Source organism: Embleya sp. NPDC056575 (genome assembly GCF_042793325.1).
Classification (GTDB): Bacteria; Actinomycetota; Actinomycetes; order Streptomycetales; family Streptomycetaceae; genus Embleya.
The window spans coordinates 15760-42697 of the sequence record NZ_JBHTVA010000005.1 but is presented as its reverse complement, the minus strand read 5'-3'; the positions used below and the strand labels follow the sequence as shown (position 1 = coordinate 42697).

The 26938-nt window shown below is 72.2% G+C and carries 25 protein-coding genes and 1 tRNA gene; 15 read left to right on the top strand and 11 right to left on the bottom strand.

What is annotated here, in order from left to right; genetic code table 11:
- Nucleotides 1-8 precede the first annotated feature (8 nt).
- A complete protein-coding gene (locus ACFRCG_RS04995) occupies nt 9-749 on the top strand; it encodes a YoaK family protein (RefSeq protein WP_380028887.1) in 741 nt (246 codons plus the stop codon).
- 258 nt (nt 750-1007) lie between these two features.
- Entirely contained in the window at nt 1008-2675 is a 1668-nt protein-coding gene (locus ACFRCG_RS04990) for an ABC-F family ATP-binding cassette domain-containing protein (protein WP_380028885.1), read from the top strand.
- A gap of 33 nt (nt 2676-2708) precedes the next feature.
- Here ACFRCG_RS04990 and ACFRCG_RS04985 read toward each other — a convergent pair whose 3' ends face one another.
- On the bottom strand, nt 2709-3206 hold the full coding sequence (locus ACFRCG_RS04985) for a pyridoxamine 5'-phosphate oxidase family protein (protein ID WP_380028883.1): 498 nt from the start codon (nt 3204-3206) through the stop codon (nt 2709-2711).
- A gap of 65 nt (nt 3207-3271) precedes the next feature.
- Here ACFRCG_RS04985 and ACFRCG_RS04980 point away from each other — a divergent pair, with 65 nt between their 5' ends.
- The 3 genes from ACFRCG_RS04980 (at nt 3272) to ACFRCG_RS04970 (ending at nt 7941) form a co-directional block, all read left to right on the top strand.
- Nucleotides 3272-4264: a helix-turn-helix transcriptional regulator gene (locus tag ACFRCG_RS04980; RefSeq protein ID WP_380028881.1), complete on the top strand. Its 993-nt coding sequence runs from the start codon at nt 3272-3274 to the stop codon at nt 4262-4264.
- Nucleotides 4265-4595: 331 nt separating this feature from the next.
- Nucleotides 4596-5354 (top strand): ABC transporter ATP-binding protein, encoded by a 759-nt coding sequence (locus ACFRCG_RS04975; protein WP_380029212.1) that lies wholly within the window; start codon nt 4596-4598, stop codon nt 5352-5354.
- Between the two features lie 22 nt (nt 5355-5376).
- Nucleotides 5377-7941 carry an ABC transporter permease gene (locus tag ACFRCG_RS04970; RefSeq protein ID WP_380028879.1) on the top strand — a complete coding sequence of 855 codons (2565 nt, stop codon included), beginning with the start codon at nt 5377-5379 and terminating at the stop codon, nt 7939-7941.
- A gap of 133 nt (nt 7942-8074) precedes the next feature.
- On the opposite strand, the gene nfi is transcribed toward ACFRCG_RS04970, so the two are convergent.
- Nucleotides 8075-8785, bottom strand: coding sequence for a deoxyribonuclease V (gene nfi / locus ACFRCG_RS04965; protein WP_380028877.1), 711 nt, complete (start codon nt 8783-8785; stop codon nt 8075-8077).
- A 114-nt stretch (nt 8786-8899) separates the two neighbouring features.
- Here nfi and ACFRCG_RS04960 point away from each other — a divergent pair, with 114 nt between their 5' ends.
- From ACFRCG_RS04960 to ACFRCG_RS04950, 3 genes are all read left to right on the top strand, one after another.
- Nucleotides 8900-9502: a hypothetical protein gene (locus ACFRCG_RS04960; RefSeq protein ID WP_380028875.1), complete on the top strand. Its 603-nt coding sequence runs from the start codon at nt 8900-8902 to the stop codon at nt 9500-9502.
- A 136-nt stretch (nt 9503-9638) separates the two neighbouring features.
- Entirely contained in the window at nt 9639-10142 is a 504-nt protein-coding gene (locus ACFRCG_RS04955) for a hypothetical protein (protein ID WP_380028872.1), read from the top strand.
- Nucleotides 10143-10233: 91 nt separating this feature from the next.
- The gene (locus ACFRCG_RS04950; RefSeq protein WP_201260864.1) at nt 10234-10617 is read left to right on the top strand and encodes a BlaI/MecI/CopY family transcriptional regulator; all 384 of its coding nucleotides are present in this window, start codon (nt 10234-10236) and stop codon (nt 10615-10617) included.
- Here the strand turns inward: ACFRCG_RS04950 and ACFRCG_RS04945 are convergent.
- Nucleotides 10614-11177, bottom strand: a complete 564-nt coding sequence (locus tag ACFRCG_RS04945) for a Uma2 family endonuclease (RefSeq protein ID WP_380028871.1) — start codon at nt 11175-11177, stop codon at nt 10614-10616. The two genes, ACFRCG_RS04950 and ACFRCG_RS04945, sit on opposite strands and share 4 nt — an antisense overlap.
- Before the next feature lie 374 nt (nt 11178-11551).
- Between ACFRCG_RS04945 and ACFRCG_RS04940 the strand changes: the two genes are divergently transcribed.
- Nucleotides 11552-12430 carry a TauD/TfdA dioxygenase family protein gene (locus tag ACFRCG_RS04940; protein ID WP_380028869.1) on the top strand — a complete coding sequence of 293 codons (879 nt, stop codon included), beginning with the start codon at nt 11552-11554 and terminating at the stop codon, nt 12428-12430.
- A 188-nt stretch (nt 12431-12618) separates the two neighbouring features.
- Here the strand turns inward: ACFRCG_RS04940 and ACFRCG_RS04935 are convergent, their stop codons facing one another.
- The 7 genes from ACFRCG_RS04935 to ACFRCG_RS04905 are packed head-to-tail and all read right to left on the bottom strand — an operon-like array spanning nt 12619 to nt 21515.
- Nucleotides 12619-13029 carry a hypothetical protein gene (locus ACFRCG_RS04935; RefSeq protein ID WP_380028867.1) on the bottom strand — a complete coding sequence of 137 codons (411 nt, stop codon included), beginning with the start codon at nt 13027-13029 and terminating at the stop codon, nt 12619-12621.
- Between the two features lies 1 nt (nt 13030).
- Nucleotides 13031-15598 carry an Hsp70 family protein gene (locus ACFRCG_RS04930; protein ID WP_380028865.1) on the bottom strand — a complete coding sequence of 856 codons (2568 nt, stop codon included), beginning with the start codon at nt 15596-15598 and terminating at the stop codon, nt 13031-13033.
- The gene (locus ACFRCG_RS04925) at nt 15595-16353 is read right to left on the bottom strand and encodes a hypothetical protein (protein WP_380028863.1); all 759 of its coding nucleotides are present in this window, start codon (nt 16351-16353) and stop codon (nt 15595-15597) included. Before ACFRCG_RS04925 ends, ACFRCG_RS04930 begins: the two co-directional genes overlap by 4 nt.
- On the bottom strand, nt 16353-16814 hold the full coding sequence (locus ACFRCG_RS04920; protein ID WP_380028860.1) for a hypothetical protein: 462 nt from the start codon (nt 16812-16814) through the stop codon (nt 16353-16355). The genes ACFRCG_RS04925 and ACFRCG_RS04920 overlap by 1 nt, the downstream gene beginning before the upstream one ends.
- A 6-nt stretch (nt 16815-16820) precedes the next feature.
- Nucleotides 16821-18095 (bottom strand): hypothetical protein, encoded by a 1275-nt coding sequence (locus ACFRCG_RS04915; protein ID WP_380028858.1) that lies wholly within the window; start codon nt 18093-18095, stop codon nt 16821-16823.
- Nucleotides 18088-20076: an AAA family ATPase gene (locus ACFRCG_RS04910; protein WP_380028856.1), complete on the bottom strand. Its 1989-nt coding sequence runs from the start codon at nt 20074-20076 to the stop codon at nt 18088-18090. Before ACFRCG_RS04910 ends, ACFRCG_RS04915 begins: the two co-directional genes overlap by 8 nt.
- A 44-nt stretch (nt 20077-20120) precedes the next feature.
- Nucleotides 20121-21515: a hypothetical protein gene (locus tag ACFRCG_RS04905; protein ID WP_380028854.1), complete on the bottom strand. Its 1395-nt coding sequence runs from the start codon at nt 21513-21515 to the stop codon at nt 20121-20123.
- Nucleotides 21516-21733: 218 nt separating this feature from the next.
- Here ACFRCG_RS04905 and ACFRCG_RS04900 point away from each other — a divergent pair.
- The 5 genes from ACFRCG_RS04900 (at nt 21734) to ACFRCG_RS04880 (ending at nt 25120) form a co-directional block, all read left to right on the top strand.
- Nucleotides 21734-21807 (top strand) — tRNA-Lys (locus ACFRCG_RS04900).
- A 208-nt stretch (nt 21808-22015) separates the two neighbouring features.
- Nucleotides 22016-22588: a hypothetical protein gene (locus tag ACFRCG_RS04895; protein WP_380028852.1), complete on the top strand. Its 573-nt coding sequence runs from the start codon at nt 22016-22018 to the stop codon at nt 22586-22588.
- A complete protein-coding gene (cseB, locus tag ACFRCG_RS04890) occupies nt 22585-23274 on the top strand; it encodes a two-component system response regulator CseB (RefSeq protein ID WP_078977097.1) in 690 nt (229 codons plus the stop codon). Before ACFRCG_RS04895 ends, cseB begins: the two co-directional genes overlap by 4 nt.
- Entirely contained in the window at nt 23271-24485 is a 1215-nt protein-coding gene (locus ACFRCG_RS04885; RefSeq protein WP_380028849.1) for a sensor histidine kinase, read from the top strand. Before cseB ends, ACFRCG_RS04885 begins: the two co-directional genes overlap by 4 nt.
- A gap of 47 nt (nt 24486-24532) precedes the next feature.
- Nucleotides 24533-25120, top strand: coding sequence for an NTP transferase domain-containing protein (locus ACFRCG_RS04880; RefSeq protein WP_380028847.1), 588 nt, complete (start codon nt 24533-24535; stop codon nt 25118-25120).
- A 172-nt stretch (nt 25121-25292) separates the two neighbouring features.
- Here the strand turns inward: ACFRCG_RS04880 and ACFRCG_RS04875 are convergent, their stop codons facing one another.
- Nucleotides 25293-25823, bottom strand: coding sequence for a cell division protein SepF (locus tag ACFRCG_RS04875; RefSeq protein ID WP_380028845.1), 531 nt, complete (start codon nt 25821-25823; stop codon nt 25293-25295).
- Nucleotides 25824-26296: 473 nt separating this feature from the next.
- Between ACFRCG_RS04875 and ACFRCG_RS04870 the strand changes: the two genes are divergently transcribed.
- A complete protein-coding gene (locus ACFRCG_RS04870; protein ID WP_380028842.1) occupies nt 26297-26938 on the top strand; it encodes a hypothetical protein in 642 nt (213 codons plus the stop codon).

Below are 26938 nucleotides of genomic sequence, written 5' to 3'. Positions count from 1 at the left end.
GGACATCGATGCGCGAGACGCTTCGGGACGCCAAACACACGCTGCTGCCGCCGCACGACGACCCACACGCCCCGCTGCCCCCGCTGCTGATCGTGCTCACCGTGGTCACCGGCCTGGTGGACGCGCTCAGCTATCTCGAACTGGGCCGGGTGTTCGTCGCGAACATGACCGGCAATGTGGTCTTCACCGGCTTCGCCCTGGCCGGCGCCCCCGGCCTGTCGGTGGCCGCCTCGCTCGCCGCGCTCGGCGCGTTCCTGGTCGGCGCGGCCGGCGGCGGCCGACTCGGCGTGGTCTTCGGCCCGCGCCGCCTGCGCCTGCTGTGGGTGGGTGCCTCGGTACAGGCCGCGCTGCTCGCCGCGGCCCTGATCGTCGCCGCCGCGGTGCACGGCCTGGGCACCGGCGAGCGCTACACCCTGATCCTGCTGCTCGGCCTGGCCATGGGCCTACAGAACGCGGTCGCCCGCCGGCTGGCCGTCCCGGACCTGACCACCACCGTGTTGTCCCAGACGCTGACCGGCCTGGCCGCCGACATCCGCCGGCTCGGCGGCACCGGATCCCGGGCCGGCCGCCGGCTGCTCTCCGCGATCGCGATGGCACTGGGCGCGTTCACCGGCGCGATACTCGTCCTGCGCGTGCACGTACTGATCGCGTTCGCCGCGCCGCTCGCCCTGCTGATCGGCACCGCCGCCGTCGCCTACCGGTTCGACCTGCGGGAACGGCGCGTCCGAAAAGCCGACGAAAGCGTTTGAGGTCCGCGACGCGCCCGAGGTAGCCTTGCCGGGTCACATTGTCGTCCGTCTGGATGGTCCGTTGCGCATCTGAGGTCAGGACATCGCGCCGCTCGAGCCTGTCGTGCTCGCGGTCGCGTTCTCGACCTCGGTGTGGCCGTCCCGGACGACTTTTTCGTCGACTCTCTCGTTGTCGACCGTCTCGTTCCCGGTACCTCCCGTTCCCGCCGCGCGGTGTCCCACGCGATCCGTACATCACCGCGTCCCGGGAGAATCCGCATGTCCATTCCGACCGCACCCGCGATCGTCTGCTCCGCCCTGTCCTTCGCCTGGCCCGACGGCACCCCCGTGTGCACCGACCTGGATCTGTCCATCGGCGGCGGGCGCACCGGCCTGGTCGGCGTCAACGGCGCGGGCAAATCCACCCTGCTCAAGCTGATCGCGGGCGAGCTGCGCCCCACCGCCGGGTCGATCGCCCTCGCCGGCGACCTCGGCTACCTGCCGCAACACCTTCCGCTGGACGCCGACCGGCGCGTCGACGACGTGCTCGGCATCGCCGACACGCGGGCCGCGCTGCACGCGATCGAGGCCGGCGACGCCGACGTCCGGCACTTCGACACCGTCGGCGACGACTGGGACGTCGAGGAACGCGCGCGGGCCCAACTCGACCGGCTCGGCCTGCCGCACGTCGACCTCGACCGCACCGTCGGCACCCTGTCCGGCGGCGAGTCGGTGCTGCTCGGGCTCGCCGCGCTGCTGCTGCGCCGACCGGAGATCCTGCTCCTGGACGAGCCGACCAACAACCTCGACGCGTCCGCGCGCGAGCGGCTGTACGACGCGGTGAGCCGGTACCCGGGGGTGCTCGTCGTGGTCAGCCACGACCGGGTGCTGCTCGATCTGGTCGACCGGATCGTCGAGGTGTTGCCGGACCGGGCCCGTACCCACAGCGGCAACCTCAGCTCCTACCTCGACATCCTGGAGCAGGAGCGGGAGACCGCCGAGCGGCTGGTCCGGGTCGCCCAGACCGACGTGCGCAAGCAAAAGCGCGAGTTGGCCGAGGCGCAGATCCGGCTGGCCCGCCGACAGCGCACCGGCCGCAAGGCCCAACTGGAGGGCGGCATCCCCAAGATCATGGCCGGCAACCTCAAACGCGGCGCGGAGGTCGCCGCCGGCAAGCTCAGGGGCACCCACGAGGGCCGCCTCGACGACGCCAGAAGCCGACTGTCCGAGGCCAGGGACGCGGTCCGCGAGGACAAGGAGATCCGGATCGAACTGCCCGAGACCGAGGTGCCGGCCGGCCGCACGGTGCTCACCGCCGAGGGCCTGAACACCGCGGACGCGCTCTACGGCCCGCACGGCGTGGACCTGATCGTGCGCGGCCCGGAACGCATCGCCCTGGTCGGCGACAACGGTTCGGGCAAGACCACCCTGCTCCGCCTGCTCACCGGCGCGGAGCAACCGGCCGCGGGCACCGTCCGGATCAACGTCGAGGGGATGCGCCACCTGCCCCAGCGGCTGGACATCCTCGACGAGGACGCCACCGTCCTGGCCAACGTGCGCCGCTTCGCGCCCGAGGCGACCGACGCGGAACTGCGCGGCCGGCTGGCCCGCTTCCTCTTCCGGGGCAACCGCCCCGAGCAGCGGGTGGGCACGCTGTCCGGCGGCGAACGGTTTCGCGCCGTCCTGGCCGCCCTGCTGTCCGCCGACCCGCCGCCGCACCTGCTGATCCTCGACGAGCCGACGAACAACCTGGACCTGGCGTCGGTGCGCCAACTCGAACAGGCCCTGGGCGCCTATCGCGGCGCACTGCTCGTGGTCAGCCACGACCGCCCGTTCCTGGACGGGATCGGGATCACCCGGGAGCTGACCCTGCGCCGCGGCGAAGGCTTCGCGATCCCCGCCCCGGAGGGCGACGCCGAGGCCCCGGAGGTCGAGCCGGTGGAATAGCCCCGGCGGGCGCGCGCGGCCGGGGCCCACCGCTCACCCCTCCGCGCGCGCCGATTCCTCGTCGTTGCCCCGCCGGACCCCGCGCACCGGCGCGCCCGGGCGCCAGGTCCGGACCACGATCTCCTGCCCGTCGAGCCCGACCGCGCTCACCTCGCCCAGTTCGACCCGGAACAGGTGGAACGGGGTGGGCGCGTTGGTCTCCTCGACGTATCGCCTCTTCAGCGCCTCGTCGGTCTCCTCGATCGCGCGCCCGCTCACCCGGACGTCGCCGTGCGTCATCTCGGCCCCCTCCCCCGGGTTGGCGAACAGCGCGAACCTCGGGTCGCGCAGCAGGTCGCGCGCCTTGAGCGAGCCCGGCATCATGCCGAGCCACATCTGCTCGAACCGGAAGTCGGCCTCCAGACCGGTCAGCCGCGGCGAGCCGTCCCGACGCAGCGTGCCCAGCACGTGGTGTTTGTACATCCCGAACCGCTCGCGCACCGTCGCCGCGAACTCCGGTTCGGCCTTCTCGAACTCCGCCCAACTCGTCATGACACCCATCGTGGCGCCCCATCCCTGACAACCGTTGGCAGGGATTCCGGGTTAGTTTTCGTGTCATGCGATCCGGTCGACTGGTGGCACTGCTGCTGCACCTGCAGAACCGACCCGGCGGGGCGACCGCCGCCGAGCTGGCCGCCGAGCTGGAGGTGTCGGTACGCACCGTCTACCGCGACGTGGCAGCGCTCCAGTCGTCCGGCGTGCCGCTGTGGACCGAGACCGGTCCACACGGCGGGATCCGGCTGGTCGAGGGCTGGCGGACCCGGCTGGACGGGCTCACCGGCGACGAGGCCGCCGCGCTCTTCCTGTCCGGCGCGCCGCACGCCGCCGACGCGCTGGGTCTGGACACGGTCCTGGTGGCGGCGCAGACCAAGGTGATGGCCACCCTGCCCGCCGACCTGCGCACCCGGGCGGGCCGGGTGCGGCGGCGGTTCCACCTGGACGCGCCGGGGTGGTTCGCCCGGGACGAGGACGTCCCGCACCTGACCACGATCGCGGGCGCGGTGTGGACCGGCCGGCGGATCGACGTGCGCTACGCCCGCCGCGACCGCGAGGTGGCCCGCCGGCTCGACCCGCTCGGCCTCGTGCTCAAGGCCGGCGTCTGGTACCTGGTCGCCCGCCATCGCGTCGACGTCCGCAGCTATCGGGTCTCGCGCGTGGTGGCCGCGAGCACCCGGCCGGAGCGCTTCGAGCGGCCCGACGACTTCGATCTGAGCATGTGGTGGACGCACCACAACGACGACTTCGCCCGCTCGCTGATGCGGTTCGCCTGCGTGATCCGGGTGTCGCCGTTCGGCTTCGCGCAGCTGCCCCGGGTGTTCGGCCCGGCCGTCGCCGCGGACGCGTTCGCCACGGCCGGGCCGCCCGATCCGCGAGGGTGGCGCGAGTTGCGCCTGTGGGCCGAGTCCGAGGAGGTCGCGACCGGTCAACTGGTCATGCTGGGAGTCGAGATGGAGGCGATGTCGCCGCCGAGTCTGCGCCGGGCGGTGGCCGCGGTGGGCGCGAGCATCGCCACGCGCCACGGCCTACCCACGGGTCCCCCGCAAGGTTGACGCGCCCCGTCTTCGGGCGCGCGTCGTGGTGAATGGGACATTCGGGAAACTTCATCCCGCATGTGGATCGTTGGCACCACAAGAATCAACGCAACGTGATCACGCGCGCACACACGTACGGTGACTACCCCACCGGTACGGGACTCCCCTAGGGGCAAGGGTCGCTTGGCGGACCCCGGGTCCTCCCTGCGTAGGACCAGCAGGTCTGTCCTTGGAGAGGATTCGCCGCGCCGCCCTCCCCCCTACGGTGATCGAGTGCACTGCAAGAGCGGAGCGCGCCACCCTTCACCTGAACATGGGGGACAGACTCGTGACCACGGCCACGGCTGCCATGACCGACGCGGACTCCAGGGGCACCATCGCCGCCCGCGCGCAGCAGCTCACCAAGGCGTACGGCGAAGGCGAGACCCGAGTCGTCGCTCTCGACAGCGTGGACGTCCAGATCGGTCGCGGTCAGTTCACCGCGATCATGGGCCCCTCGGGCTCCGGCAAGTCGACCCTGATGCACTGCCTCGCCGGCCTCGACACCGCGACCAGCGGCAAGAGCTGGATCGGCAACACGGAGATCACGAGCCTGAAGGACAAGGCGCTCACCAAGCTCCGCCGCGACAACATCGGCTTCATCTTCCAGGCGTTCAACCTGCTTCCGACGCTGACCGCGCTGGAGAACATCACGCTGCCGATGGACATCGCCGGCCGCAAGCCCGACCGGGCCTGGCTGGACAACGTGATCGAGACCGTCGGCCTGCGCGACCGGCTCAAGCACCGGCCGACCGAACTCTCCGGCGGTCAGCAGCAGCGTGTCGCCTGCGCCCGGGCACTGGCCAGCCGGCCCGAGATCATCTTCGGTGACGAGCCGACCGGCAACCTGGACTCGCGCTCCGGCGCCGAGGTGCTGGCCTTCCTGCGGCGCAGCGTCAACGAACTCGGTCAGACCATCGTGATGGTCACCCACGACCCCAACGCGGCGTCCTACGCGGACCGGGTCCTGTTCCTGGCAGACGGTCGAATCGTCGACGAGATGCTGCGTCCCACGTCCGACGCCGTGTTGGAGCGCATGAAGCGCTTCGACGGTGCCCGGACCAGCTGAAACAGGCGGAGAGTCCCCCACCATGTTGAAAGCCACGTTCCGCAGCTTCCTGGCCCACAAGGGCCGAATGGTGCTGTCCGCCCTGGCAGTCCTGCTGTCGGTCGCGTTCGTCTCCGGCACCCTGGTCTTCACCGACACGATCACCAAGACCTTCGACGAGTTGTTCAAGTCCACCGCGTCGGACGTCTCGGTCAAGCCCAAGTCCGAGTTCAGCAAGGACGACCTCGCGCTCACCGGTGAGACGCCCGTCGTCCAGCGGTCGCTGATCGACAAGATCAAGACGGTCGACGGCGTCAAGGAGGCTCACGGCAGCATCAGCCTCGAGTCGTTCACGATCGTCGACAAGAACAACAAGTCGGTGGGCCCGTCCTCCGGCGCGCCGACCATCGTCACCAACTGGTTCGAGACCGACCGCACGCCGGTCAAGATCACCAGCGGTGCCGCGCCCAAGGGCCCGGACGAGGCGCTGATCGACGCCGACACGGCGAAGAAGAAGCACGTCAAGATCGGTGACCAGCTGCGGGCGATCGGGGCGAACGGCGAGTTCGCGTTCAAGGTCAGCGGCATCCTGACCTTCACCGCCACCAACCCCGGCGCCGCGCTGCTCTCGTTCGACGACGCCGTCGCCTCGCAGCGCCTGCTCGGCGACCCGAACGCCGTCACCTCGGTATCGGTCTCGGCCGCCGGCGGAGTCGCCGACAAGGACCTCAAGCAGCGGGTGGAGCAGCTGCTCAACGACCCGAAGAACTTCGAGGTCAAGACGGCCGCGGAGACGGCCAAGGAGTCCAACGACCAGCTCGGCGGCTTCCTGAACGTGATGAAGTACGCGATGCTCGGCTTCGCCGGTGTCGCCGTCCTCGTCGGCGTCTTCCTGATCTTCAACACCTTCTCCATGCTGGTCGCCCAGCGCACCCGTGAGCTGGGTCTGATGCGGGCGATCGGGGCGAGTCGGGCGGACGTGAACCGCTCGGTGCTCCTGGAGGCGGTCCTGCTCGGCGTGGTCGGCTCGACGCTCGGCCTGGCGGCGGGCCTCGGTCTGGCCGTCGGCCTCAAGGCGCTGATCAGCGCGGTCGGGATCAACCTCAAGGGCACGTCCCTGGTGATCAAGACCGCCACCCCGATCGTGGCCTACCTGGTCGGCGTGATCGTCACCGTGATCGCCGCGTACGTCCCGGCCCGCCGCGCGGGCAAGGTCGCCCCGATGGCGGCCCTGCGCGAGGCCGGCGCGCCGCCGCAGAAGTCGATCAAGACCCGCTCGGTGATCGGCGCGGTGCTGTTCGGTCTGGGCGCACTCGCGCTGGTCGCCGGAGCCACCTCGTCCAGCGGCGGCCAGGGTGGCGGATTCGTGGGCCTGGGCGTGCTGTTCACGCTGCTCGGCTTCATCGTGTTGGCGCCGCTCCTGGCCCGCACCGTGGTCCCGGCGCTGGCCGCCTGGTACCCGAAGTTGTTCGGCTCGATGGGCCGGCTCAGCCGGGAGAACGCGCTGCGCAACCCGCGGCGTACCGGCGCCACCGCCTCGGCGATCATGATCGGTGTCGCCCTCGTCAGCGGTATGGCGGTCGCGGCCTCGTCGATGTCGGCCTCCTTCGACAAGCAGATCGACAAGTCGCTGGGCTCCGACTACACCATCCAGTCGCTGACCGGGACCTTCCCCGGGAACATCGTCGACGCGGCCCGCAAGACCCCCGGCGTCGGCGAGGTGGTCGCCTCGACCCTGTCCAACGCGGTCATCACCGCGGACGGCAAGTCCAAGAAGGACTTCGTCCTCGGCTCGGACCCGGGCATCGACAGCACGATCAAGACCACCTATCTCCAGGGCACCGGCGACGCGGCCATGTCGGCGGGCAAGGCGGCGATCGGCGAGGACTTCGCCAAGGACCACCACCTGGGCCTGGGCGGCAAGATCGAACTCGCCTTCCCGAACGGGCAGAAGACCACGGTCGAGGTCGGCGCGATCCGCAAGAAGTCCGACGACGTCATCGGCATGGGCGAGACGATCGTGATCCCGAACACGATCATGAAGAAGTTCGTCCCGAACGTGCAGTACCAGAGCGTCAGCATCAACGCGGCCAGTGGTCAGGACGCGACGAAGGTCGGCGCCGCGCTCAAGACGGCGCTCGAACCCTTCCCGCAGGTCAAGGCGCGTGACCAGAGCGACTACAAGGAACTGATCGGCAAGCAGATCGACACGTTCCTGTACCTGATCTACGGTCTGCTCGGCCTGGCGATCATCATCTCGATCCTGGGTGTGATCAACACGCTGGCGCTGTCGGTCGTCGAGCGCACCAGGGAGATCGGTCTGATGCGGGCGATCGGCGCCTCGCGTCGGCAGATCCGCCGGATGATCCGCCTGGAGTCGATGGTGATCGCGGTGTTCGGCGCCCTGGTCGGGCTCGCGCTCGGCATGGCGTGGGGCATCGGCGCCCAGCGCCTGCTGGCCAACCAGGGCCTGGACGTGCTCAAGGTCCCGTGGGGCACGGTCGTCGGCATCGTGATCGCCGCGGCGATCGTCGGCCTGCTGGCCGCGGTGATGCCGGCCTTCCGGGCGGCACGGATGAACGTCCTGCGCGCCATCGCGACGGACTGACCCGGAGGGGCGACCCTCCCGACAGGCAGCCGGCTCCCCATCCTCCCCCCTTGGGGAGCCGGTGACCGAAGAGCCCCCCGAACCGCCTTGCGCAGGCGGTTCGGGGGGCTCTTTCGCGTCGGCGGGGCGGGGGTCAGGAACGGGCCTCGGGGCGGGACTTCAGTGCCCGGCGGCAGAGTTGGTCGGCCTGGCGGGTGGTCTCCGGGAGGCGGTAGCGCGGGGTCAGGGCCAGTACGTGCGCGCAGGCCGTGTCCAGGTCGACGCCGTGGCCGATCGATACGAAGACCGGCTTGACCGCGTCGCGGGTGCGCAGCGCGCGCCCGACCACATCACCCTCGTCCACCAGGTCGGCGGCCTCGCCGCGGGCCTGCCCGAGCGGCTCGTACGTGCCGACGAACCGCGTCTTGCCGACCCCGATGGCCGGGATGCCGGTGAGCACGCCGAGGTGGCAGGCCAGGCCGAAGCGGCGCGGATGGGCCAGCCCCTGGCCGTCGCAGAGCAGCAGCTCCGGTGCGGCGTCGAGGCGTTCGAGCGCGGCCAGCAGCGCCGGGACCTCCCGGAACGCGAACAGGCCCGGGACGTACGGGAACGTCGCCACGCCGTGCACCACGGAGTGCTCCAGGATGGCGTGCGTGCGGGCGTCCAACACCACGACGGCGGCGGCCAGTTCGTCCGAGTCCTCGGCGTAGGCCACGTCGAGGCCGGCCACCCGCCGCACCTCGCCCGGCTGCGGCCCGGGCCCGACCGTGTCCACCGTCGGCCGCAGCCGATCCTGCACGGCCAGCGCCTCGGCGGCGGTCCGCGGCCACTCCTCGGCCGATGCGATCGCGGAAGAAGTGCTCATCCCGAGAACGTACCGCCGGCTTCGTGGGTGGAACCCCTCGGTGGGCTGTCGCGTCAACTCTGCGGGTGCGTACGACCGCGCGGGTGCGCGGACCGACGACGAGGGGGCAGGGCGATGGCGGTGCGGCGGTGGAGTGTGGGGGCGGTGGTCGCGGCCGGGGTGATGCTCGGGGTGTCGGGGTGTGGTGGATCCGGGGACGATCCGTTCGTGGTGTCGGCGCCGTCGACGACGGCGCCCCCGTCGACGGCGCCGCCGGTGCAAACGCACGCGACCAGGGTGGACACCGGCACGGTCGCCTTCGAGGTCCGCGCCGCCGGGGGCGCCGATGCGGGCGCGCGGACCGTGACCACCCCGTGCGATCGGGTCCTGCTCGCGCTCGACGACGTCACGATCGAGTCCAACGAGGTGACCTGCAAGGCGCCGGGCGGCCCGCCCGGCAACGGGTGGCACGGCCTGTACCGCACGGCGGCCGACGTCCCGCCCGGCGCGGTGACCCAGACGGTGCAGACTCCGCTGGGTGAGGCGGTGCTGTTCACCCAGGAGTACTACGAGGCGACCAACTCGGTACGGCGTTGGCGCGAGCCGGTCGCGATCGTGACCCTGGGCAACCCGCGTTCGCGCACGCATCCGACCCTCGTCGTGCGCGCCGACAAGGGCGGCCTGGACCAGTCCCGGCTGGCCGGCTTCGTCCGCGCCAACCTGCTGCCCCTGGGGTGAGGTCCGCGCCGGGCGCCGGTGACGGCGAGGGTAAGGAACGCGCTCGGATCGGCATGGTGCACGCCAAGAGCGCGTCAACGCGAGCGCCGACGGGCCGATTCGGGGTGAGGCTGAAGGCGGTCGAAAGGAGGCCGTCATGTTCGCCGTGCTGCGCCGGGTCCCCGGAATTCGTCGTACCGTCGCGCTCCGCCGGACCGGTGGCCGGGGCGCCGAGGGCGGCCCGGGGGCCGTGGTGGTGCCGATCGTCCGCATGGACACCGCCGCCGTCGCCGCGCTCGGAGCCGCGAGGGACATGGGCGGACGGGCGATCGCGGTGCATGTGACGCGCCCCGGCGAACGGGCTGTTCGGGACGCGGTGGTGGAGGCGTGGGAGGCGGCCGGGGTGGACGCGCCGCTGAGTGTGGTCTTCGACGAGCGGGACCGGCTCGTCGAGGCGCTGGCGACGTTCGTCCGGGGCCTGCCGGAGCGCAGGGTGGCCGTGTTGGTGCCGGCCGCCGCCGATCCGGCCCGGGAGCGCGGCCGGCGGCACGACGTCCTGGTCGAGGCGCTGCGCGCGGAGGGTTGCGCCGTGCTCGTGGCCCGGGCCGAGGTCCCCGCGCCTCCCGCGCCTGTGCGCGACCCGCTGGTCACCGCCGCCTGACGAGCGTTTGGCCGAAATCGGCGACCCTGTTGACCGTATTCGGCGCGCGACTAGGCTTCCGGGGCGTTGTGCCCATTGACCGGAGGCCGAAGTGACCGAGAGCAGAGCAGGCGGAGCGCCCGCGCGACGTGGCCCCGGCGAGTTGGAGTCCGAGATCCTGTCCCTGCTGTGGACGTCGCCCACGGCGATGGGCGCGGCCGCGGTGCAGGCACGGGTCTCCGGCGAACTGGCGTACACGACGGTGGTGACGATCCTGTCCCGCCTGCACGACAAGGGTGTGCTCCAGCGCACCAGGTCGGGCCGGTCCTACGTGTACGCGCCGGTGTACGACGAGGCCGGGCTCGCCGCGCGGCGAATGCGCCAGGTGCTGGACAAGGAGGGCGACCGGCAGGCCGTGCTCGCCCGATTCGTCTCCGACCTGTCCACCGACGACGAGGCGTTGCTGCGCCGCCTGCTGGAGGAGGGCGGTTCCTAGTAGGTCGGGAAGTCCGCCGTCGTCACCGCGAACCCGAAGCCGGGCAACGGCACGTCCTGGCCGAACGCGTAGGCCGCGCGAGCCGTGTACCTGCCGCTCTTGGGCTCGGAATTGACCACGATCGTGCCCTGGCGCGGGTCGACGATCAGGTAGACCGGGATACGCATGCGCGGATAGTCGCGCAGTTTGGCCTCCCAGTCGTTCTCGGGGTTCGACCGTGACACGACCTCGACGACGAGTCTCAGGTCGGCGGCGGGAATGTGGTTCTCGATGGTGATGAGATCGTCTTCCGGGAAGACGCAGACATCGGGGTTGCGCCTTATCAGGTTGGTATCGTCCAACACGTCGATCCCACCGTGCACCGCCATCCCCGCCCACTCGGGCCGCCCGGCGATCCCCTGCTCGATACGCATGCGCAAGCGACGCACGATGAACTCGTGGATGCCGGATGGGCCGGTCATCATGACGAGCGTGCCATCACTGATCTCGACCTTGTAATTGGACGGCGTGTGCATGCTCTCGGCGATGGCGGTCAGTCGGTCGAATTCCTCGCGGTCCATACTCCCCATGGTAGGTCGTACCTTTTCGAAATCGCGGTGCGTGGCGGGATGGTCACCCGGACGGGAATGGGCGCGTCCCCGAGGTTGACCCCCATGAGGGCCACCCGGAGAATTTCGGTGTGGGGGTCACGAGGATGGCACGCGCCGGCGACGCCGGCGGGCGTGTTGTCGCGCCTGTGCTGCTGCGGCATCGGATCGCGCATCTTCCTGTCCCGCCCGGTATGCGCTGTCGGTAGGGCGCGCGCCGGCTTCGGTTTGTTTGTTGATGGGTCGTCATGTCTCGTGGATGCGCGGGATTCGGCGGTCCGTGCCCGCGTGCGCCCGCTTCGGATGACGTCTTTCTCCATGCGAAGGCCGAAAGGGACACCACGCTCATGACCGCTGTCACCGTTTCCGTATCACCCGTCGCCGCCCGAATCGGGGCCGTGGTCGAGGGAGTTCGCCTGGGCGGCGAACTGGACTCGATCACGGTGGACACCGTCCGGGACGCACTGCATCGGCACCGGGTGATCTTCTTCCGCGACCAGCACCACCTGGACGACGCGGGCCAACTCGCCTTCGCCCGGCTGCTCGGCGATCCGATCGGGCACCCGACCGCGTCCGCCGAGGGCGAGTTGATCGTGCCGATCGACAACGATCACGGGGTGGTCGCCGACCGTTGGCACACCGATGTCACGTTCGTTCCCGCCTATCCGCTCGCCTCCATCCTGCGCGCGGTACGCCTGCCGGACGTGGGCGGGGACACGTTGTGGGCCGATACCGCGAGCGCCTATGCGGAACTTCCCGCCCCGCTTGCGGCGTTGGCCGATTCGCTGCGGGCGGTGCACAGCAATCGGTACGACTACGTGGCTTCGGACACGGATGGGCTCAGCCAGGCGCGGAAGGACTATCGGGAGTTGTTCGAGTCGACCGTGTACGAGACGGAGCATCCGGTCGTGCGGGTTCATCCGGTCACCGGTGAACGCGCGCTGCTTCTGGGGGCGTTCGCTCAGCGGCTGGTGGGCTTCGACGCCGAGGACTCGGCGACGTTGCTCGCGCTGTTCGGGAAGCACGTCACTCGGCCCGAGAACACCGTGCGGTGGCGGTGGCGGGCGGGTGACGTGGCGATCTGGGACAACCGGGCGACCCAGCATCGGGTGATCACCGACTTCGACGGGGCGCGGCGGTTGTTGCACCGGGTGACGATCGACGGGGACGTTCCGGTGGGGGTGGACGGTCGGCGCAGCCGGCCTGTCGGCGAATCGGTGGCTTGATCGGCGGTTGGTGGTCGACGGTTGGCCCCGGTCGGCTTGCCGTCCTCAAACGCCGGACGGGCTTGATGGCCCGGCCTTCGGCCGAGATGGCCTCAAACGCCGGCCGGGCTGGAGTTTTGCCCGGCCGGCGTTTCGTCCGACGTTGCGGAGGTGGCTTCGGATACCGGCGGCTCCGTGGGTCGTGGTGGTCAGGGCAACTTGCGGGCTGTCGACCAGCGGCGGGTTGCCTGCTCCAGGAGGTGGTGGACCGTGGCTTGTTTCGGGAGGGTTCGGGGGAGGCGGTCGCCGTAGGGGAGGTGGGTTCGGGCCTTGCGCCACAGGCGGTCGGGGAGGGTTTTGGGGTCCTGGTGGTAGCGGACCTTGGTGAGGAGTTGGCGGGCCTCCGCGTCGGCCGGGTTGAGGGCGAGGGTCACCGCCAGGTGTTCGGCGGCGGTGTTCCAGCGGGCGCGGCGGGCCGCCCGTACCGCGTCGTTGAAGTGGCGGTCGGCCAGTTCGACGAGGCCGGCGAGCGCGCCGAGGTCGCCGCCGCAGGCCGGGCAGCGTCCGGTCAGGTCGGCGATCCGGCGGCGGCACAGGGGGCAGGTGATCGCGAACGCCATGTCACTTCTCCAGGGAGTTCTTCGGGAGCCGCAACCCGATGTGTGGGGAGCCCTCCCGGATCTGTTCCATCCAGCGGTCCGCCCGGGCCCGCAGCGGCATGATCCGACCCCGATAGATCTCCACGAGCCGCCGGTTGCCCGCCGCCTCGTCCCGGACGTCCACCTCCGCCGCGTCCTCGGCGATCGTGTCCAACTCGCGCAGGAACGCGTCCGCGTCGAGCCGGTGCAGGCCGCCGGACGCCTGGTCCATCTCCTGGATCGAGCGCCGCAGATACTCCACCTCCTGGAGCACCGCGACCTGGAACTCGGCGGCGGTGAACTGCTGCGGGGCACGGCCGCCGTGCAGCATGCGCTCGGCCGCGTTGATCCGGTCCCGTACCGCCTCGTTGGCCAGGTGCCAGTCCATCTTGTTGCCCGCCGCGTAGGCCGCCCGGCCGGTGGCGCGCAGGCCGGGGATCGCGCTTCGGAAGCGCTCCGCCTCGACCGGGTCGTGGTCCACCAGCCGGTCGGCGAGCCGGGCCAGGAAGGCCAGGTTGTCCTCGAACTCGCCGATCACCGGGTTCAGCGCGCTGCCCGCAGTGGTGGCCACCCGCAGGCCCTGGACCAGGGTCTCCGCCTCCAGGAGCTTGTGGTGGGTCTTGCTCGGGTCGATCCGCTCCCGGACCAGCTCCGCGAGTTCGGCGAGGAGGCGGTCCAGCGCCGGGCCGACCCGGATGGCGTCGGCCGGCGGAATCGCGTCGCGCTTCTCCGCCCACCCGGTCACCACCTGCCGGTGCCGCTCGGTCAGCTCCGGCCACCCCGGCACGGTCCGCTGCGGGATGTCGATCACCGCGCTGCCCTCCGCGCCCACCTGCGGCAGCCGCGCCTCGGCCCGGATCGTCCAGCCGGTCTCGAACTCCAGGGTCACCTCGACGGTCGAGCCCACCGGCACATCGGTGGGCAGGTCCCGGATCGAGACCTCGCCGATCGGCACCAGGCCCTCGACCAGGCCGACCCGCAGGCTGGACCCGTGAGACGCGGTCTCCAGGCGGAAATCGGTGCGGTACGGCACCATCGTCCCGGCCCGCACCACCGCGTGCAGCCCGTCCACCAACTCGACCGAGAAGTCGTGCGCGAGCACGTCGCCGGTCGCGTCCGAGCGCGGCTTGTCGTCGGTGGTCACCTCCAGACGCCGGCTCTCGATCTCCCGGCCGTGCACCGACACCTGCACGGTGAAGCCGTTCTCGCCCTCGCGCAACGGCACGTCGGCGAACAGGAACCGGCCCTCCCCGTCGGCCGTCTCGGTCAGGTACACCAGGCCGTCGTCCGAGGTCAGCACCAACTGCGCGGCGGCCGGCGAGCCGAGGTCGGGGCCGGCCAGGACCCGGCCGCCGATGTCCGTCTCCGGCGGCAGCGCCTCGGGGCGGTCCAGTTCCAGATGGCCGCTGCGACTCGGTACGTTCGCCGCCTTGAGCGCCGCGCCCAGCGCGACGCACAGGTCCGGGTTGAGCAGCCGGGGCCCGCGTCCGAAGTGTTCGGTGAGCATGGAGGCCACCAGCGGGATCCGGGACGAGCCGCCGACCATGACGATCTCGTCCAGGTCGGCCGCGGTCATCCCGGCGCGGGCCAGCGCGCGGTCGCAGTCGTCCAGGGTGCCGCGGATACGATCCGCGATCATCTCCTCGAACTCCTCGCGGCGCATGGGCAGTCCGATGTTCATCGGGGTGCCGCGCCGGTCCTCGCAGTACTGGCTGACGATCTCGGTCTCGGGGTAGCGCGACAGGTCGTGCTTGGCGCCCTCGGCGACCGAGAGCAACTGCGCCTCCACTTTGCCGTCGGCGGGGTTCTCCGAGTCGATCGCCAGATCGTACTCGGGCAGCTGGGCCGCGATCCAGGACACGATCCGCCGGTCGAAGTCGAATCCGCCCAGGTAGCGGTCGCCGCTGAACGAGCGGTTCTCGAAGCCGACTTCGGGGTCCCAGGTGACCACGGAGGTGTCGAAGGTGCCCCCGCCGAGGTCGTAGACCAGGAACGTCTGCGGCTCGGTCAGCTCGCGGGCCCGCTCGTGCGTGTACGCCAGCGCCGCGGCCACCGGCTCGATCAGCGTCTCGACCACCTCCAGGCCGGCCGCCTGGCCCGCGCGCGTGGTCTCGTTCTTGGCCCGGGTCTCGAAGAACGCCGGGACGGTCACCACGGCCCGCTCCACCGGCACGCCCAGCACCTCCTCGGCCACCTGCTTGAGGTGGCGCAGGATGTGCGTGGACGCCTCCAGCGGGGTCAGCCGCGCGTGTCCGGCGGTGACCAGCTGGTCGGTGCCCATGTTGCGCTTGAAGAACATCGCGGGCGGCGCGCCGGGCAACCGGGCCTTGTTCTTGGCCAGTTGCCCGACGATCGGAGTACCGATCGGATCGATCCACACCGCCGACGGGGTGGTCGGCGAGCGGTCGGGGTTGGCCACGATCAGCGAGTCGCCGACCGGGCGCAGCCGACGGGCGGCGATCAGCGCCTCCTTGTCGGGCACCTCGGCGTCGGCGGGGATCGCGACGCACGAGTTGGTCGTGCCGAGGTCGATACCGACCACGATGCTCATCTGGTGCTACCGCCTTCGGAGTTCGGCTCGTTCGAGGGTTCGGGGCGCGGTGCCGCGGGGGTTTCCCGGTCGTCGGTCCGCCCGGGGGCGGCCTCGCGTTCGGCCGGGGTGGGTACGAAGCCGAGCACGACCTGTGCGCGGCGGATCACCTCGCCGTCGTCGAGGAGTACTCCGGGCCGCAGCGTCCTGGCCACGATCATCGCCGCCTCGTCGCCGCTGTCGGGGGCGTGCGCGACGTCCACCCGGCGGCCGACCGCGGCGTACGCCTCGCCCACGGGATCGTCGAAGCGTACGCCCGCGCGGTCGAGCGCCGTGGCGAATCGCCGGGCGATCGAGGCCAGTACGGCCGGTGCGGGCTCGCCGTCCAGGCAGCCGCGCAACTCGTGCAGCGCGACCGCGGCGTCGGCGGCCAGGCCGGTGTACCGCTCGTGGGTGGACTCCAGTCGTTTGCGCATCTCCTCGCGCCCGGCCTCGCGTTCGCGCGCGGTTCGCCGCACCACGTCGTAGACCAGCGCGAACGGCGGGTCGAGCGCGTGCTCCGGCACCGCGCGCTCGCTCTCGGTGATCGCCATCGGGTCCGCGTGGTCCGCGGCGAGAGCGGCCGACTCGGACGGATCGACGGGACCGGTCGACGGGGTCGCCGTGGTCGATCCGGTCGACGCCTTCGACGCGGGCGAGCCGGCCCGATCGGGCGAACCCGTCGCATCCGCCGGTGGATCCGCCCCGAGGGGGCCCCGCTCGGGTGTCGCTGCCATCAGTGCGCCCCTTCTTCCGTCCACAACGGTACGAACTCGCGCGGCGCCGGCGGCGGCACCAGGCCCGCGAGCACACGTCGGTCGATCCCGATCCTCGGCGGCCCGGCCGACTCCGGGGGTTCGGTCTCGGCGAACTCCTCGGCCAACTCGGCCGGATCGGGGCCGGGCCGCTCGGGTCGGTGGGTGAGCAGTTCGGCCGCCAGCCGCCCGGCCGGGTCGGTCAGGCTCTCCTCGGCCGCGTTCACCTCGGCCGGGGCGAGCACCCGGCCGTGCACCGGGAAACGGTCCGCGCTTCGGGTGATCCGCTGTCGCCGCTTGCGCACCTGTGCCTTGATCGCCGCCCGGCCGATCAGGTCCGGATCCAGGTCCAGGATCTGGAAGGCGGTGCCCCGGTAGGGGTTCCGGCCGGCCTGCCAGGCCCAGGGATTCTCCCGGGCGCCCTCGCTTCCGGTGGATTCCATCGGCACTCAACTCCATGCGGGGCCGTGCCCCGTGGCCAGGGACAACACGACGCCGCGCAGCGCGTTGACGATCTCGGGTTTGTCCGCGTCCGGGTCGGCGGCCACCTCGTCGGCGAGCCGGCGGGCGGTGGCCAGGTCCTCCGGCTGCGGCGCGTGGAGGTTGATCAGTACGCGGGCCATGAACAGCCGCCCCCACGGCCCGGGCGCGGACATCGCCAGCGCTCGGCGCAGCGCGTCCCGCACGTGTCCGTCCGGCAGCCCCTGGCGTTGTCGGGCGGTGGCTGCCAACGCCCATTCCTCGGCGGCCAGTTGCTCGACGTCGCGGTACATGCTCTTGAGCGCCAGGTCGCGGTCGAGTTCGAGGGCGCGCAGCAGGTGTCGGCCCGAGCGCAGCGTGGCCTGTTCCAGTACGGCGGGTTCGGTGGCCGGGCCGGACTCCAACTCGCGCACCACGATGCCGCGCCAGTATTCGTGTCGGGCCAGCTCGACCGCGAACGAGCCCTCGGGTGTGCCCACTTCGTCCCAGGCGGGCAGCACGAGCCGGGCCACCCGCTCGACCAGCGGCTCGATCTTGTGCGCCCACCCGGGCGCGGCCACCACGATCTCGATGTGCCGCCGGGTCGCGTACAGCAGGGCCCGGGCCGCCTCCGCGTTGCCGGGGTCCACCGTGAGCCAGGAGGCGAGCAGTTCGACCACGTCGTCGTAGCGGCCCTCCTCGACGTCGCGCGACGCCTGGGTCAACGCCTCGCGGACCAGGTCGGCCCGGGCGTTGGCGATCACCGACGGCGGGAAGCCGGACTCGCGGACCAGGTCGAGGTGTTCACGCGCGGACAGCGGATCGCGCAGGCGCCGATCGGCGGCCAGGGTCAGGTGCGGGGCGAGCAGGTCGCGGGGCAGCCGCTCGCGGACCTCCTGGACGGTCGCCGCCGGCACCGGGCTCCCGGCGACCGCCTCCAGGTGCTCGTGCATCCGGTCCCAGAAGGCGCTGTCGTGGTACAGCTCGGCCCAGTGCGCCAACGCCCTCTTCCAGTACGGGTGGGCCGCCTCGCTCTCGCCCGCCAGCTCCAGGTCGTAGGCGTGCGCGTGCAGCGCGACCGCGAGGTGGTGGGTGCGCCACGCCCCGCCGCCGGTGGTCCACAACTCCTCGGCCCGCGTGCTCCACGGCTGCGCGTCGGTGTCGGTGCCCAGACTCGCGTACGCCTCGCCGTCCAACGGCCCGTCGCCCGCGCCGTGTTCGCGCAGCCGGGCGGCGAACGCGCGCAGTTCCGCGCGGTCAGTCATCGGCGCCCCCCACCACGAGCGCACCGGCCACCACCCGCACCCGGACCGCGCCGATCGGCCGGCCGGCCGCGTCGGCCTCGTCGAGCAGGCGCAGCACGCCCGGCACCACGGCGGTCACGCAGCGGTTGACGCCGCGTGCCGCCTCCTCCGGCCGGCCGCGCCAGGCGACGGTGGCGATGTGGTCGGCGGCCTCGTCGGTCCAGGTCAGCGCGACGCCGAGTTGCTCGCGCAGCCGCGCGGCGAGTCGGGTCAGGCCGTTCTCCGCGATTCCGCGCAGTTCGGTGGGGCCGAACGGCGAGTAGAGGATCACCTCGTCGACCCGGTTGAGGAATTCGGGCCGGAAGAACCCCTCCATCGTGCGGCGCAGCCGGGCGCTCGCGGCGGTGTGCCCGGTCGAGCCCTCGGCCAGGATCGAGCCGATCAGGTTGTCCACGCTGTCCACGTCGTCCTCGACCGCCTCGGCCGCGGAGTGGGTCGCGCCGAGGTTGGTGGTCAGGATCACCACCGCGTCGTGCGCCTCGCGCACCGGGCCCGCGGGATCGCCGATCCGGCCCTCGTCGAGCAGGCGAAGGAGCGCGTCGAGCACCCGCGCGTCGGCCTTTTCCACCTCGTCGAACAGGAACACCCGGCGCGGATTGTCGCGCAGGCCGTTGGTGAGCTTGCCCTCGCCGAAGCCGACGTAGCCGGGCGGGGCGCCGATGAAGTTGTTGATCGACTCGCGCGCGCTGAACTGGCCCATCTCGAAGACCAGGACGTCGTCCTCGGACCCGTAGACGACCTCGGCGAGCAGCCGGGCGGTCATCGTCTTGCCGGAGCCGCTGGGGCCGCACAGGAGCAGTGCCGCGCGCGGCCGGTCGTCCGGGCGGAAGCCGCGGGTGAGCGATCGTTTGATGAGTTCGACGTGGAAGGCGAGCCGCTCGACCACGCTCTCCTGGCCGATCAGGCCCGCGCGCAGCCGGCGTACCGCCTCCTCGGGGGACATCGGGGTGCCGGTCCGGTCCGGTTCGGGCTCGGCGGGCTCGCGGTAGTAAGTGTCGGCGAAGCGGCGCAGCCGGTCCAGGTCCAGGCCGATGTCGCGGAAGAATCCGGCCGCCAGGCCGCTGGGGGTGTCCAGGAGCGCGGCGAGCAGGTCGCGTTCGGTGATCCGGGCGCCGGTGTCCGGGTCCGGGTCGGGGCCGCTCGCGGCGAACGTCGCCGCGCGGCGCAGGGTCTGCCGCAGCGGCTCGTCGGGGGTGATCGGGCCGGTGCCCGCCGGGCCGCGGACCCGGGCGCCGGTCAGCGCGATGGTCTGTTCACGCAGCGCCCGTACGTCCCGGCGCAGGAACAGGAAGGCCTGCTCGAGGAGTCCGCCGGGGGTGGTGGCCAGCGCGTGCAGCAGCATCGCGATGCCGCACTGCCGCCGGCCGAGTCCGCTCGCCTCGGCGACCATCATCGCCAGCACCCGCCGGGCACCCGGGGCGAACGCGGCCTCGTCGATCGACCCGTCGGCCCGGCACACCTCCGCCGCCGGGCGCGCCGCGGCCACCTCGGCCCGCCAGGCGTCGAGGTCCACCCGGCCGTAGCCGACGAGCAGGTCCACCGCGCCCGGCTCCAGGCGCGGCAACAACTCCGCGAGCAGCGCGCGTTCGTCGACGTAGCCGGTGTCCGCCGCGGCGGCGAAGCCGGCCCGCAGCTCGGCGGTGACCGGCAGGCCGCCGAGCGCGCCGGCGCCGCCCCGGCCGTTGCCGCTCGCCCCGGCGGCCGGTCCGCCGCCGCCGAGCAGGCCGGCCGCGAGCACGTCCGGCGGGATGCCCTGGCGGGCGAACAGGCCGCAGGCGCGCCCGCCGTCGATCCGGGCCAGGGCGATCAGGGTGTGGGCGACCTCGATCGTGTGCGCGCCGAGTTCGCGGGCCACCGTCGAGGCGGTCTCGAACCGGCGGGTGGCCACCAGCAGCCCGCTGTCGAACACCTGCTCCGGCACCCCGAGGATGTCCGTGTCCACGTCGCCTTCTCCCCCGCCTCGCGTTTCGATCGCACCCGGTCGGATCACGCCTCGTCGCCGGCGAGCAGCCGCTCGGCCAGGTCCGCCCGGGACCGGGCCGCCTCGGGCCGTCCCGCGCCCAGGTCGCGTACGCCCATGGCCAGTATTCGGTAAGCGGCGGTCGTCGCGATCGCCCGGCCGAGTCGTCCCTCGCGCAGTTCCGCCGGGGACGACTCGAGCAGCGCGGCGGCCAGTTCCGGGTCGGCGCGGGTGACCCGGTGCAGCACCAGGCCCGGGCCCAGCGGCGTACGGCGCACCCAGCCCGCGCCGTAGCGCCGGAGCAGGTCACGCGCGGCGCCGCACACCATCGAGTCGTCGCCCTCCAGCGTGCCGAGCAGCAGTCGCGCGGGCCAGGTGTCGGCGTAGGGCTCGTCGACCACGTGCGGCTCGTGCCCGGCGTCGTCGGGGCCGGCGCCGCCCGTCGCGTCGCCGCCGGCCGTGCCGCCGCCCGACGCTCCGCCGAGCCCCGCCGCATCGCCGCCGCCCGACAGCCCCCGCCGCAGCAGCCGCACCGCCCCCGCGTCGTCGCCGCGCTCCAGCAGCTCCGCCGCCGCGACCACCAGGGCCGCCGCCGTCCCGGGCCGCACCCCGGCCGCCGCCCCGCCGTCCCGCGCCGCGACGGCGGCCCGGTGCAGCTCGCGATACTCGGCGTGGTCCGGATCGAGCATCGCGGCCTCGTACAGATACCGGACCGCCCGTTCCGGATCGCCGCCGGTCAGCTCCCGATGCCCCTCGACGGCGAGCCGATGGGCCAGGCGCGGTGCGGCGGCGGCACAGCCCTGCTCGAAGGCGAGCCGGAAGCAGGTGCGCGCCGCGGCCTCGGCACCGCGCGCCGCGGCCCGGTCGCCGATCACGCACACCCATTCGGCCCGCGTACCCGGCGCACCGGGCGGCGCGACCACCGGCAGCAGCCGCCACAGGTCGTGGTCGGGGTGCCGGGCCGGCTGCTCGAAGCGCTCCTCCAGGCAGTCCAGGACCCGGTTGGTGGCGGCGACCCGCCAGCGCCGGACGGGCGCGCGCGGGTCCAGGCCGCCGAGCACGTCGAGCAGCGCGCGCTCCAGCGGGCGCGGTCCGGCCTCCAGCGCCTTCTCCAGCGTGGTCCAGGTCTCCGCGAAGTCGCTGCCGGGCTGGACCACCCACCAACGCAGCACCGCGTCGATCGCGCGGGCGTAGTGGCCCCGGGGGTCGCGCCCGAGCACGTCGACGAGCATGCGCGCGGCGGTCTCCGGCTGCTGGGTGGCCACGGCCTGGATCTGGCTCTCGATCAGTCCCCGATTGCGGACCACCTCGGCGTCGGAGGCGTTGGCCAGGAAGTCCCGCATCGCGACGAGTCGAGGCTCCACCTCGCCCTCCCGATGCGTGGCCATCCGGAACGCCCGCACCGCCCCGGCATCCGACATGGCGTCTCCCCCGCGAACACGACCACCCGACCGCGCCGGTCGTGACGACGTACAAGCAGCCGACGTACAAGCAGCACGGTACCCGGCCGCGCCGGCCCAGGGAGGACACCGGGCGAACCCGTCCTCGTAACGTGATCGTCACCGATGGTGAGACCGCGGCCGAGCCAAACCCGGGTGAGAGCGACCCCGAACATCGGGTAGTATTTCTCTCGCAGCAAGCGCCGCTAGCTCAGTTGGTTAGAGCAGCTGACTCTTAATCAGCGGGTCCGGGGTTCGAGTCCCTGGCGGCGCACAGCGGCAATACCGAGAAGGGCCCACCGGTTTCCGGCGGGTCCTTCTCGCATGTGCCGAGCCCGGCCGAGTCCGCGCTCCGGTGCACGACCCGCCCGATGCCACAATCCCCCGCCGCCCGCATGGTGTTCCCGCCGTGGTTCTCGATCACCCCGCCCGTCGGTCGTCCATAGATCATGTGACAATCCTCGACGGGTAGGATCGGTCGGATGTCGGTGAAACGTGGCTTTCCACTGATTCTGTTGCTGTTTGCCCTGATCACGGGGTGCGCGGTGGACTCCGGTGTGCGCGTCGCGGGCAAGCCGGAACCGGTGGGGATCCCGCTCGCACCGCCGCCCTCCGGGGCGGGTCTGAGCATCGATCCGGTCCGGGTGCTGCGGGAGGACGCGGGGATCGGCGTCAAGATCAAGGCGGTACTCACCCCGTCCTGCGGCACGTCCTACCCGGTGAACGCGCAGTATCTGAACGCGCCGGGGGTGCCCGGGACACCCCTGCCCATCGCGGTGGTGTCGGTGTTCCACTGCGGGTCCGAGACCTGCACGATGCGCCGGGACGTCGCCGCGTACGTGTACCGGCTCTTCGAGGACGGGCACACCGAGCGGGTGTTCGCCTCGGAGGAGCCGGGGAGTCGGATCGAGGTCGCAAAGCAGATGTTGATCCTCCAACTGCCGGCGTACCGGGCCAACGAGCCGGCGATCTGCCCCTTCGGCGAGCACGGGGTCGGATTGCGGTGGGATGGTGCGCGGTTCGTCGAGAACGAGGTCGGAAAGGGTGTGTCGTGAGCAAACCGCACGTGCTCGTCGTGGAGGACGACGAGGTCATCCGCGAGGCGACGCAACTCAACCTGGAACGGGACGGGTTCCGGGTGAGCACCGCCGCCGACGGCGAGGCCGGGCTCGCCGCGTTTCGCGCCGAGCGGCCGGACGTGGCGCTGCTCGACGTGATGTTGCCGCTGATGAACGGGATCAGCCTGTGCCGGCGGATCCGGGCGGAGAGCCTGATCCCGGTGATCATGGTGTCCGCGCGCGACGACCCGATCGACATCGTGGTCGGTCTGGAGGCGGGCGCCGACGACTACGTGACCAAGCCGTTCGACACCGTGGTGCTGCTCGCCCGGATCCGGGCGCTGCTGCGCCGCGCGCAGCGCACCGCCGGTCCGGGCGAGGAGCCGGGACCGCTGCGCTTCGGCGACCTGGAGATCGACCCGGACGGCGTGCAGGTGCGCCGCTCCGGCGAGTTGCTCGCGCTGACCCCGACCGAGATGAAGCTGCTGCTGCGCTTCGCCGAGTCGCCGGGCACGGTGCTCAGTCGGGACACCCTGCTCGAAGGGGTCTGGGAGTACGCCTGGGGTGGTGACACCCGGGTCGTGGACGTGCACGTCCAGCGGCTGCGCAACAAGGTGGGCCCGGGCCGGATCGAGACGGTTCGCGGCTTCGGCTACAAGCTGCGTCCGGGACCCGTCGGGTGAGTCTGCGCTGGCGGATCTCGGCGGTGGTCACGGTGGTCAGCGTGGCGGTCGCCGTCGCGCTGAGTCTGACCGTGCACTTCGCCTTCGCCTACAAGCAGGCGGACGAGGCGCGCAAACTGCAGATCGACCGGATCGACCTGGCCCTGCGCGAGTACGTCCGGACCGGACAGCCGACCTTCGGCAGCCGGTTGGACGACCCGCGGGTGCCGGCGGCGCTGCGCCAGGCGGTGCGCGACGGCGACCGGGCCACCGAGTTGTCCGAGGGCCGGATCTGGGCGGCGGTCGGGGTGGACGGGCACATCCTGTCGCTGCGCTCCAGCTATCGGGACCGGACCAGCGACCTGGCCTCGCTCGACCGGGTGCTGATCATCGGCGCGGCCGGCGTGGTGGTGTGCGGGGCCGGGGTGGGTGTGCTGATCGGGGCGCGGCTGTCGCGTCGGTTGCGGCGGGCCGCCGACGCGGCTCGGCGGGTCACCGCGGGCGAGCGGTCGATCCGGGTACGGGCGGCGATCGGCGGCAGCGGTCGGGACGAGGCGGCGGAGTTGGCCACGGCGGTGGACGCGATGGCCGACGCGTTGCAGGCCCGGCTCGACGCGGAGCGCCGGGTCACCGCCGACATCGCGCACGAGTTGCGCACGCCGCTGACCGGACTGAGCGCCGCCGCCGACCTGTTGCCCGCGGATCGGCCGGGCGAGCTGGTCCGCGACCGGGTCCGGGCACTGCGGTCGCTGGTGGAGGACGTGTTGGAGGTGGCCCGCCTGGACACCGCGACCCAGCGGGCCGACCTGACCGAGGTACCGCTGGGCGCGTTCGCCGCCCGGCGGGTGGCCGCGCTCGCGCCCGCCGCCGAGTTGCGGGTGATCGGGGACGAGGTGGTGGTCACCGACCCGAGGCGGCTGGAGCGGATTCTGGCCAACCTGCTGACCAACGCGACCAAGCACGGGCTCGCGCCGGTGGTGGTGGAGGTGGACGGGCCGCGGATCCGGGTCGTGGACGCGGGGCCGGGCTTTCCGGCGACACTGCTGCGGGAGGGGCCCAGCCGCTTTCGCAAGGGCACCGACGACCGGGCGGCCGGCGGGCACGGTCTGGGCCTGACCATCGCGATGGGCCAGGCGGCGGTGCTGGGTGCGTCCCTGACGTTGAGCAATCCGGAGGCGGGCGGCGCGATGGCCGAACTCACGCTGCCTTCGGGGGCGTCGGCGGCGGCGTGAGTAGTGGGTTCCGGCCCGGCCCGGTCGACGGAGAAAGGGAGTGCCTCGTGGGTGATGTGGTCGGATTGGTGCTGGCGGCCGGGGGTGGGCGGCGGCTCGGGGGGCGGGCCAAGGCCCGCCTGGTGCATCGGGGGCGACCGCTGGTGGAGTTCGCGGTCGCCGAGTCGCGCCGCGGCGGATGCGACCGGGTCGTGGTGGTACTCGGCGCGGAGGCCGACGCGGTGCTCGCCGATGCCGAGCTGACCGGCTGCGTCGTGGTGCGCAACGACGACTGGGCGAGCGGGATGGGCTCCTCGCTCGCCGCCGGGGTCGCCGCGCTGCCCGCCGACGCCGACGCCGTCGTGGTCACCCTCGTGGACATGCCCGGCGTGGGCGCGGCGGCGGTGGCCCGGTTGATCGCCGCGCACGCCGCGCCGGAGGACCTGATCGCGGCGGCCTACGCGGGTCGGCGCGGCCATCCGGTCCTGTTCGGGCGCGCCTGGTGGGCCGAGTTGGCGGCCGGGGCCGAAGGGGACACCGGAGCCCGGACGCTGCTCGCCGAGCAGCGGGATCGGGTTCGGCTGATCGAGTGCGCCGACATCGCCGACCCGTTCGACATCGACACGCCCGCCGACCTGGCCCGGCTGGACCCCTGACCCTGATCGACGAAGGACCCGAGCCGCCGGGGGCTCGGGTCCTCGCGTGCTCGCGTGTTCTTGCTACTCGCGCGCCCGCGACGCGCGTCCGAGCGCACGCGCGGGCCTCGGGCCCATGCCGCCGGCGGGATTCCCGTACCACCGACCCCGGGATCGCTCCCGGCCGCGCCGGTTACGCCTGGTTGAAGAACCCGTCCTGGTTCTGCTGTGTCGGGTCGCCCGTCAGCAGGCGCGCGTCGGCCGGCATCAGCAGGAAGACCCGCTTCGCCAACCGCTCGATCGCCCCGCGGCGGCCGAAGGTCAACCCCGACGCGAAGTCGACGACACGCTTGGCGTCCGACTCGTCCATCGCGGTCAGGTCGATCACGACCGGGATGTCCTGTCGGAAGTACTCGCCTATCGCCCTGGCCTCGTGATAGCTCTTCGGGTGGACGACGGCGATCCGGGTGCTCGGCTGCGCCGGCGTCTCCGAAGCGGCCGCGCGCGCGGCGAACACCTCGGAAGCCGGCACCACGCTGCCCTCCAGGGCGCGCGAACGCGACTCCTCGGGCTCGTCGTCGTAGACCCAGCGCGATCCCGTGTCGTCGTCGTCCGCGTCGTATGTCCCGGTCTCGTAGGCACCCGCGCCGGTGCGGTAAAGGTCGTCGTCCACGTCCCCCGAACCGATCCCGAGCCACGAGCCGGCCTTGCGCAATGCGCCCATGGGCACCTCCGCGTCCGGTCGTCCCGGCCCCGTCCGGGTTATCTCGTCATCCTCCACTCGACCGAACTGTATGCGAGTGCCGGGTCCGGCGCGTCGAACGACGCGCCTATAAACGGACAGATCATCCAACCGACCTCGAACGGGCGTACTCAGTGCGGCTTCTGACGCCATTTGAGATCTTTATCCGCGTATTCCGAAGCGAACCGCATCGAAAGTGCACCCGATCCGTTCGAACACGATACCTCGAACTGTTGTGCGAATAACGGAATATGCCCGCCGAATGAACCCGAACGGCCCACAGGTACATACCTCTACCGGTGGACCGGGGGAAGGTCGCAGACTCGGATGCGACATCTTCGGAGGTGAGCATGGATTCGCCTTTCCGCATCGTGCGGCCCCCTCGTCCGCTCGAAGAGCCGTATCCCTCCCGTGCCCGAATCAATGAACAGGTCGGCGCCGTCTGGGAATGGGGGATGCGCGAGGATCCCGCCGCGGCCGTCCGGCTCTACCACCAACTCGGCGACGTCGCCGCCCGGGTGCTCGGCGGCACCGACCGGGACACGCTCAACGTACGCCGCGCGTACGCGCACTTCGTCGGGATCGACGGCGATCCGCGGCGTGCCGCCCAGTTGTTGGCCGGGCTGATCCCGGTGGCGGGACAGGCGCTCGGTCCCGGCGACTGGGTCACCCTCGACATGCGGCTGTGCCACGCCCGGTTCATCGGCGAGGGCGGCGAGCCGCCACGCGCGACGACGTTGTTCACCCAATTGGTCGCCGACATGACCCACGCGCTGGGCGCCGAGGCGGAGAGCACGCTGACCGCGCGCAGCTACCTGGCCCGCTTCACCGGGGAGTGCGGCGCTCCGCTCCGCGCGGCGCAGATGTACGGCGCGCTCGCGATCGACTCGATCCGGATCCTGGGCGCCGACTGCCTGGAGTCGCTGGTCGCCCGGGCGGGCCACGCCGTCAACCGCGGCCTGGCCGGCCATCGCGGCGAGGCATTGGCCCTGTACGACCCACTGGTCGCCGACTTCGCCCGGGTGTTGGGCCCGGATCATCCGGAAACCCGGCAGACCCAGACCTGGCAGCGATATTTCCGCGGGGAAAACGGCTGA

What these genes read in the sequence shown, in the direction of transcription:
- ACFRCG_RS04875 (WP_380028845.1), bottom strand. Translation starts at nt 25,823, where the DNA reads ATGGGCGCATTGCGCAAGGCCGGCTCGTGGCTCGGGATCGGTTCGGGG.
- ACFRCG_RS04960 (WP_380028875.1), top strand. Translation starts at nt 8,900, where the DNA reads ATGGCGGTGCGGCGGTGGAGTGTGGGGGCGGTGGTCGCGGCCGGGGTG.
- ACFRCG_RS04905 (WP_380028854.1), bottom strand. Translation starts at nt 21,515, where the DNA reads ATGTCGGATGCCGGGGCGGTGCGGGCGTTCCGGATGGCCACGCATCGG.
- ACFRCG_RS04985 (WP_380028883.1), bottom strand. Translation starts at nt 3,206, where the DNA reads ATGACGAGTTGGGCGGAGTTCGAGAAGGCCGAACCGGAGTTCGCGGCG.
- ACFRCG_RS04870 (WP_380028842.1), top strand. Translation starts at nt 26,297, where the DNA reads ATGCGCGAGGATCCCGCCGCGGCCGTCCGGCTCTACCACCAACTCGGC.
- ACFRCG_RS04925 (WP_380028863.1), bottom strand. Translation starts at nt 16,353, where the DNA reads ATGGCAGCGACACCCGAGCGGGGCCCCCTCGGGGCGGATCCACCGGCG.
- ACFRCG_RS04980 (WP_380028881.1), top strand. Translation starts at nt 3,272, where the DNA reads ATGCGATCCGGTCGACTGGTGGCACTGCTGCTGCACCTGCAGAACCGA.
- ACFRCG_RS04920 (WP_380028860.1), bottom strand. Translation starts at nt 16,814, where the DNA reads ATGGAATCCACCGGAAGCGAGGGCGCCCGGGAGAATCCCTGGGCCTGG.
- ACFRCG_RS04895 (WP_380028852.1), top strand. Translation starts at nt 22,016, where the DNA reads ATGTCGGTGAAACGTGGCTTTCCACTGATTCTGTTGCTGTTTGCCCTG.
- nfi (WP_380028877.1), bottom strand. Translation starts at nt 8,785, where the DNA reads ATGAGCACTTCTTCCGCGATCGCATCGGCCGAGGAGTGGCCGCGGACC.
- ACFRCG_RS04940 (WP_380028869.1), top strand. Translation starts at nt 11,552, where the DNA reads ATGACCGCTGTCACCGTTTCCGTATCACCCGTCGCCGCCCGAATCGGG.
- ACFRCG_RS04945 (WP_380028871.1), bottom strand. Translation starts at nt 11,177, where the DNA reads ATGGACCGCGAGGAATTCGACCGACTGACCGCCATCGCCGAGAGCATG.
- ACFRCG_RS04915 (WP_380028858.1), bottom strand. Translation starts at nt 18,095, where the DNA reads ATGACTGACCGCGCGGAACTGCGCGCGTTCGCCGCCCGGCTGCGCGAA.
- ACFRCG_RS04930 (WP_380028865.1), bottom strand. Translation starts at nt 15,598, where the DNA reads ATGAGCATCGTGGTCGGTATCGACCTCGGCACGACCAACTCGTGCGTC.
- ACFRCG_RS04975 (WP_380029212.1), top strand. Translation starts at nt 4,596, where the DNA reads ATGACCGACGCGGACTCCAGGGGCACCATCGCCGCCCGCGCGCAGCAG.
- ACFRCG_RS04955 (WP_380028872.1), top strand. Translation starts at nt 9,639, where the DNA reads ATGTTCGCCGTGCTGCGCCGGGTCCCCGGAATTCGTCGTACCGTCGCG.
- ACFRCG_RS04970 (WP_380028879.1), top strand. Translation starts at nt 5,377, where the DNA reads ATGTTGAAAGCCACGTTCCGCAGCTTCCTGGCCCACAAGGGCCGAATG.
- ACFRCG_RS04990 (WP_380028885.1), top strand. Translation starts at nt 1,008, where the DNA reads ATGTCCATTCCGACCGCACCCGCGATCGTCTGCTCCGCCCTGTCCTTC.
- ACFRCG_RS04935 (WP_380028867.1), bottom strand. Translation starts at nt 13,029, where the DNA reads ATGGCGTTCGCGATCACCTGCCCCCTGTGCCGCCGCCGGATCGCCGAC.
- ACFRCG_RS04995 (WP_380028887.1), top strand. Translation starts at nt 9, where the DNA reads ATGCGCGAGACGCTTCGGGACGCCAAACACACGCTGCTGCCGCCGCAC.